This is a genomic window from Bacteroidota bacterium, from assembly GCA_034723125.1.
Lineage (GTDB): Bacteria > Bacteroidota > Bacteroidia > CAILMK01 > JAAYUY01 > JAYEOP01.
This window is the reverse complement of sequence record JAYEOP010000527.1, coordinates 1-7,811: the sequence shown is the minus strand read 5'-3', so window position 1 is coordinate 7,811 and position 7,811 is coordinate 1. Positions and strand designations below refer to the sequence as shown.

Below are 7,811 nucleotides of genomic sequence, written 5' to 3'. Positions count from 1 at the left end.
TCAGTACCAACATTTGTAGTCTCGCTTCCTTCAGTGCATTCCTCACGAAAAACCACTTTGCGACTTACTAACAGTTCGGGCTATTAAGCTCGCCTGTGATTAATTTGGCATTTTTCCGCCAAAAAAGGACTCTCACCCTCTGGAATAAATTTACTCACTAACCATGTACTTTTATAAAATAAATTTGTACCTTTGGCATTTTTTACAATGCTTATGGTTAGTGTGTAGCTACTGCTTATGCAGGGCACACACAAAGTATAAAAATAATAGCCGAGATAGTAGTAAATATGAGTATTGTAGCCCGCATAAAATTTGTTTGCAACTTGAAAAATTCGAGTTCCGCAATCGGCTACTATTCTTATACAAACCGTTGTAGCCAAGCATGATGAAGACAGTACTACACATATTATTCATTCTCTTTTCAACATCTTTGATTGGACAAAATAGAGAAGCTGCGATAATTTCTGATAAGGATGATTATACGATAATAAGGAATGGAGAAGGGATTGAATACGATTCATTGAGTTTTATAAAGGAAAATGAAATCTTCTATGTGGACAATTCTGGAAAACAATGGGAAAGAGTTTATTTGTTCAAGTTTGTTGATGGAAAACAGATTACAGGATTTGTTCACAAAAGTCGAATTCAAACATTAAAGGAATGTTCATTACAGAAGAAGGTTGAGATTCTAAATATGCTTAATGTTCAATTGACAGAGAATAATGAAAAATTCAAAAACAATAAGAGTGATTTTCAAGCAATAGAAAGAGATTATGACCCATATTCAGAACTGACTGAAAATTACTTTTGTGAAACAGGTGACACTAATATTCTAAAGAAATTTTTCACAGTTAAACTCTCATTGGAAACTGCACTTGAAGAACCTTCGGTTGCAGTTGCAAATTGTTTTGTTTGCAGACCTGAATTGGTTATAGGTATATTAAAATCAATGAATCGAGATATAGAGTTGTTAATTTCAGATATTATCGCATACACTCCATCAAATATAGAAAATTATAAGGAGTTGATAAGAAATATTAAAGAATTGAAAGATATGAATGAATAAATGCCAGGCTATAACAAAAGCTATACCCAATAAGGGTTTTAGTGGTAAATTGACAGATAATGCAAGTAATTAAAATTAGTAATAAATTGAAACGGAAGTGCTTTGAAATCCCTTACTACACATAGCCAAACCGTCAGTATGTCTAAAAACAAAAAAAAAACAATTATTTTGATGAGACAACAAAGTGTATGATTAAAAAAAACAGATATTTGGAGAATTACTGATTGGGTACAAATATCGAATATCGATTAACCCAAATGCTTTAAAGCTATTGGGCAGAGGAATAATAGGTAACCAAGTTAAGTTAAAAGCCAGCAGTGAGCTACTCCTTCTCTTAGAGGAGAAGGCCGGGATGAGGTGTATAAACTTTAGCAATTTAAGTTGTAAAAATTGCTGTATAAAATCTAAATTTGCCAGTTGTATTAATTTAATGAATAAATCAATTTCTTATGGAATTTAATAAAAAGATGTTTTTTCTGTTTGTTTTTGCTTTTCAGTCGGTATTTCTTTTTGCTGACGGAGATATAAAAACAATGATAAGAAATGCAGGTGATGCTGATAAGTACCCGCATTCAAGTGTTCTTACAATTTTTGACAGCACAACTGTAGATGTTCAGGAAAGTGGCTTGAGTTATTTTTATATCCACAAGCTGATAAAAGTTTTAACCCTAAAAGGTGCTGTAAATTCATCAATTGTAAAATTTAGTTACGAGCCTCAATCTGCTTTTTTACAAATTAAAAAAGTAAAGATTTACAGGAAAGATGGTTCTGTTGAGATTTTGGATAATAGAAATATTAAGGATTATCCTGCTCCCGGCTCTATGATTCTTTGGGGAGCAAGAGAGCAACTTATTGAAGTAGGAAGGCTCGAAATAGGTGATGCTATTGAAATATTTATGTTCAAAAAAGGATATACTTATGCTTTGTTGCAAGAGGATGATAACGAAAAATATATTCCTCCGATGGAAGGTCATTATTATGACATTATTCATTTTTGGAGTTCCAATAATGTTCTTGAAAAAGTTTATCAAACATTAGTTCCCAATACAAAAAAATTGCAGTATAAATTTTATAAGGGTGAAGTAAATGTAAAAGTAAGATTTAAAGGAAACAAAACACTTTATTCTTTTCAAAAGAAGAATATTGAGCCTTTTAAAAGAGAGTCGAATATGCTTGGACTTTCTGATGTAGCACCTAAGCTAATACTTACAACTGCTCCCGATTGGGAAGCAAAGTCAAAATGGTTTTATGCTGTTAATGAAGATTACGGAAGTTTTGATTGTGATCCAGAAGTAAAAGAAAAAGTTGACGAAATTTTGAGAGGAGCAAGCGATGAAATGGATTCCGTATCAAGGCTTACTCACTGGGTCGCTAATGAAATTCGATATTTTGGATTAACAATGGGAGAGGGAGAAGGTTTTACTTTGCACAAAGCTTTGATGACTTATACCGATAGATGCGGAGTTTGTAAAGATAAAGCGGGAATGTTGATTGCAATGTTAAGATGTGCAGGTTTTGAATCTTATGCAGCAATGACTATGGCAGGCTCAAGGATTGAAGATATTCCTGCCGATCAGTTTAACCATAGTGTTACTGCTGTAAGACTTTCCGATGGAAAACTTCACATGCTTGACCCTACTTGGGTACCTTTTGTTCGTGAATTGTGGTCGAGTCGTGAGCAACAGCAGAATTATATTATCGGAACAAAAGAAGGAGAAGACTTGAGTATCATCCCTATTTCCGACCCTATGAATCATTTTTATAAAATAAAAGGAAATTCAGAGCTGGACAAAGAAGGAAATTTGAAAGGTGAGTTTACTCTTGAAGCGGAAGGACAATCGGATGCTAATTTTAGAGGTGCATTAACAAGAACATTTCGTTATAATTGGAAATCAACTTTTGAAAGTTCTATGCTTGGTCAATTCCCTGATATGAAAATAATAACTATGAATTTTTCAGACCCTTATGATATGTCTAAGCCTTTTAGAATTTATATAAAATATGAGATTCCAAATTATGCTTTAGTTAGCGATAATGAAATTATTTTCACTCCCGTAGTAGCTTCCAATCTTTTTAGCAATCGTAATTATCATCTTTATTTAAATACAAATATCAAAGAAAGAAAGTATCCTTTTAAAGATGCGTGCTCAAAATATATTGAGTTAAACGAAACAATAAAATTACCTCTCGGAGTAGAAAAAATATCTTGGACAAAAGCTAAAGATATCAAAGGAAGTGGAGCATCTTTTTCGGGTAGTTACAAGCTTGATGGCAATGTTTTGCACTTATCGGAAAAAATAACTTTGAAAAAAAGAGTTTATCAAGTTGATGACTGGGAATCGGTGAGGGATGCTGTTGCTTTACAAAAGAAATTTGCCAGCGAAAAAATTATTCTTAAAAAATTAGAACAATAAAATGAAAATACTGATTATGAAATATTTGAAATATACATTTTGTTTTGCTTTAGTTTTATTTTTTACTACAATTGCTAAGTCTCAAAACACTGAACCTGATGCAATTTATTTGAAAATGCTAAAGGAATATACATTAAATGAAGACGGATCTTATTCTTATCATCATTCTCATCGTTTAAAAATATTGAGCCATTATGCTTTTAACAGAAAATACGGACAAACAGCAATAGAGTACAATCCGAAATATCAGGAAGTTAAGGTTAACAATTCTGTTACTTTTATGGCGGATGGTAAAAAAGTAAAAACTCCCGAAAATGCTTTTAATGAAGTTTTATCTTATTCGGCAAGGAATACTGCAACTTACAATCATTTAAGACGTTACATCATTACTCATACTGCTTTAGAAGTTGGTTCAGTAATTAATGTTGATTACAATGTGAACACAAAAACAGCTTTTACTTATGCTTTTTCAGCTGTAGAAAAAATAACAAAACAATCTCCTATTGAGGAATTAATAATTATAGTAAGAGTTCCTTTGGATAAGGAGTTGAACTATAAATTATTAAATAGTGATATTCGCCCTGAAGTAATTTCTTCGGAGGGTAAAAAAGTTTATACATGGAGATTTAATAATTTAAATTCTGATATTCACGAAAAGGCAAGTCCTCATCCTTCCAATTATGAGCCATATTTGATTTTTAGTGAAAATAAAAGTATGAGTCAGGTGTATAAAAGCTTTGTAATGCAGGAAGCTTTCAAATATTCTCTTGATGAAAAAATGAGAAAATTTTGTGATAAAATTGATTCTGAGAATGAAACAAAATTGGATAAGATATTAGCAATTCAGAACTATGTTGCTAACAATATAAAAACATTTCATATCCCTTTTAGTAAGTCAGGGTTTATAATTCAAACACCTATTGAAGTTTATAATTCTGTTGGAGGAACAAAACTTGAAAAGGCAACTTTGATGGCAGCGATGTTAAATTCCATGAAAATTCAGGCATATCCGATAATGGTAGCACCTTTAAAAATGCTGGATTCAAAAATTGCAAACCTTAATGTTTTTAATGATTTTATTCTTAGAATAAATAATTTACCTGAAGATTTTATGTATTTGCCCGTTGATAAATCTGCAACTGTTGATTTAAAATATATGCTTGGCGGAAAAAAACTTGTACCTATTTATCCTGGTTTAAAATCCTTTGAAATTTTTACTGAGACGAATAAAAGTAATAAAATTATTTTAGCAGGAAATTTAAAAATGGATGATTATTATAATTTTAAAGGAGATGTTGCAAGTTTTATTACAAAAGGTTTTAATTCGTATTTTAACTTAAAAGATGAAGCGGTTGATAAAGTTATAAATCTTTATGATGGAATAAAAATTGAAAAATCTGATAAGAACAACATTTTGCAACAAAAAATCAGTGTTAGTTCCGTAAAATTTAAAGGAGTTATTTCTACTAAAGAAATTAGTGCAAGTAATTTTCTTAAAATGAAATTACCTGAATTTAAAAACGGGCTTTCAAAACTTCATCTACCTGAAATGGTTTCGCAAAGGCGTAATCCGATACTAATTCAAAATCCTTTGGTTGAAAAGTATGTTTTTAAATTGAAATTATCAAAAGATGTTGAATTATTAAACAAAAATACATCAGTTAATATTACAAATAATATAGGTTCATTCACTTTTATTATTAATAAAAAAGGAAGAAAAGTAGAGGTAGTAAAAACAATAGAAATTTCGAAACGAATCATTGAGCCTGCTGATTATGATAGCTTAAAAGAGCTAATGACAGCATGGCGAGTAGAAAGGCATAAGGAGTTAATTTTTAAACAAAAATAATCTGTATTTAGGAAATGGTATTTAAAAATATTTTTAAAGGAAAGGAACAATCTGAAGCTAAAAAAACTGACAAGCTTGAACAGAGTTTGGAAAAAACAAAAAAAGGATTATTTTCAAAATTGGGAAAAGCTTTGGTCGGGAAATCAACAATTGATATTGATTTTTTGGATGAATTGGAAGAAATCCTAATTGCATCTGATGTAGGAGTTAAAACAACTGTTAAAATAATTAATCAGCTTGAAGAAAGGGTTGCTAAAGATAAATATTTGAACGTTAAGGAGTTGGATTTAATCTTAAAAGATGAAATTAAAAAGTTGTTAAATACCTATGAGCATATTAATTTTGATTCTTTTGAATTACCTGAAACTGACGGACCTTATGTAATAATGGTTGTTGGAGTAAACGGAGTTGGAAAAACAACAACAATTGCCAAGCTTGCCTATCAGTTTAAAAAACAGGGAAAAAAAGTAATGCTTGGTGCAGGAGACACTTTTAGGGCAGCAGCAATTGAGCAAATAAAAATATGGGGCGAAAGAGTTGATGTGCCTGTTGTTTCACGAGTTATGGGAAGCGATCCTGCCTCTGTTGTTTTTGATACTGTTCAGTCGGCAAAATCCAAAGATTTTGATGTTGTAATTCTTGATACTGCCGGCAGGCTTCACAACAAAGCAAATCTGATGAATGAACTTACTAAGGTAAGTAGGGTTATAAAAAAAATTATTCCTGATGCACCTCATGAAAATTTACTCGTTCTTGATGCTTCCACAGGGCAAAATGCAATTGAACAAGCTAAGCAATTTATAAAAGCTACAAATGTAAATACTCTTGCTATTACCAAACTTGATGGTACTGCTAAAGGTGGTGTGGTACTCGGTGTGGTTGACCAATTTAAAGTACCTGTAAAATATATTGGCGTAGGTGAAAAAATTGAAGATTTTCAACTTTTTGATAAAGAAAAATTTATTAATTCACTTTTTGGTAGTGATATTAAATTATAGTTTATTTTTTAGAAAGTATGATTACAAATCCTTATAAAAATAGAAGAATAAACATAGTTACTCTTGGTTGTGCTAAAAATATTTATGATTCTGAAATACTTAAAAGTCAACTAAGCGATAATTCCATTCAAGCTGTTCATAATGCGGAGATAAAAAAAAATGATGTTGTTGTTATCAATACTTGCGGATTTATAAATGATGCAAAAGAAGAATCAATTGACAGCATAGTTTATTATTCTGAGAAAAAGAAAAAAGGTGAAATAAAGGAACTTTTTGTAATAGGTTGTCTTTCGGAGCGATATAAAGATGAACTAAAAAATGAAATTCCTGATGTTAATGAATATTTTGGTGTTTATGAATTGCCTGAAATTCTAAATAGATTTGGTGTTAATTACAAAAAAGAATTAATTGGACAAAGACCAATTCCCGACTCAGGGCATTATTCCTATCTTAAAATTTCGGATGGATGCGACCACAAATGTTCTTTTTGTGCGATACCGCTGATTAAAGGTAAACATATATCTCAAAATATTGAAGAAATAATTGTTGAAGCAAAAAATCTTGTAAGCAAAGGTGTTAAAGAAATTATTTTGATAGGACAGGATACCACTTTTTATGGTTTGGATAAATATGGCAAAAGAAAACTTGCCGATTTGATGCTTTCTCTTTCGGAAATAAAAGGTCTTGAATGGTTAAGATTGCAATATACCTATCCAACAAATTTCCCACTCGAAGTTCTTGATGTGATTGCTTCAAAAGCAAATATTTGCAATTATATTGATATTCCTTTTCAGCATATTTCCGATAATATGTTGAGTAAAATGAAAAGAGGAATTAACAAAAAAAAGACTTTAGAATTAATAAAAAAAATCAGGTCAATTATTCCAAATGTGAAAATACGCTCAACTTTTATTGTTGGTTTTCCGGAAGAAACAGATGAAGATTTTGATGAGTTAATGGATTTTATTCGTGAAGTAAAATTTGATAGGTTAGGTGTTTTTACTTATTCGCATGAAGAAGATACTTATGCTTATAAATTTGAAGATGATGTTACTGATGAAATAAAAGCTGAAAGAATGAATTTGCTAATGGCTGCTCAGCAGAAAATTTCTCTTGAGCTAAATCTTAATGAAGTTGGCAAAACACTTAAGGTAATAATTGAAAGAAAGGAAGGAGATATTTTTGTGGGACGCACTGAATTTGATACTCCTGAGGTGGATAATGAGGTATTAATATCCTCAGAAAAAGAATTAAAAATCGGTTGTTTTTATGATGTGAAAATTACCGAAGCTATGGAATATGAATTAATAGGACATTTATAAGGGAGGTTCTATAAATACATTCGAATTAAGATTTTCAGAGTTTTTTATAGACAATGAAAAATTTTGAAACAAATCGGGATAATGTAAAAAGTTTTGAAGAAGTATATGAAAAACTCTGAAAACCCTTTGGGAACAAAGATAATAAACAATCTGACTGCGTTA

At 30.8% G+C, this 7,811-nt stretch carries 5 protein-coding genes; all 5 read left to right on the top strand.

The features are described 5' to 3' along the window. Positions 1–430 precede the first annotated feature (430 nt). The 5 genes from U9R42_13615 (at position 431) to rimO (ending at position 7,649) form a co-directional block, all read left to right on the top strand. Positions 431–1,066, top strand: coding sequence for a hypothetical protein (locus U9R42_13615; protein MEA3497059.1), 636 nt, complete (start codon positions 431–433; stop codon positions 1,064–1,066). Positions 1,067–1,515: 449 nt separating this feature from the next. After that, a complete protein-coding gene (locus U9R42_13610) occupies positions 1,516–3,480 on the top strand; it encodes a DUF3857 and transglutaminase domain-containing protein (protein MEA3497058.1) in 1,965 nt (654 codons plus the stop codon). A gap of 1 nt (position 3,481) precedes the next feature. Next, positions 3,482–5,329 carry a DUF3857 domain-containing protein gene (locus U9R42_13605; protein MEA3497057.1) on the top strand — a complete coding sequence of 616 codons (1,848 nt, stop codon included), beginning with the start codon at positions 3,482–3,484 and terminating at the stop codon, positions 5,327–5,329. Positions 5,330–5,343: 14 nt separating this feature from the next. Then, positions 5,344–6,327: a signal recognition particle-docking protein FtsY gene (gene ftsY / locus U9R42_13600; GenBank protein ID MEA3497056.1), complete on the top strand. Its 984-nt coding sequence runs from the start codon at positions 5,344–5,346 to the stop codon at positions 6,325–6,327. 17 nt (positions 6,328–6,344) lie between these two features. Further along, positions 6,345–7,649, top strand: a complete 1,305-nt coding sequence (gene rimO / locus U9R42_13595; GenBank protein ID MEA3497055.1) for a 30S ribosomal protein S12 methylthiotransferase RimO — start codon at positions 6,345–6,347, stop codon at positions 7,647–7,649. Positions 7,650–7,811 lie beyond the last annotated feature (162 nt).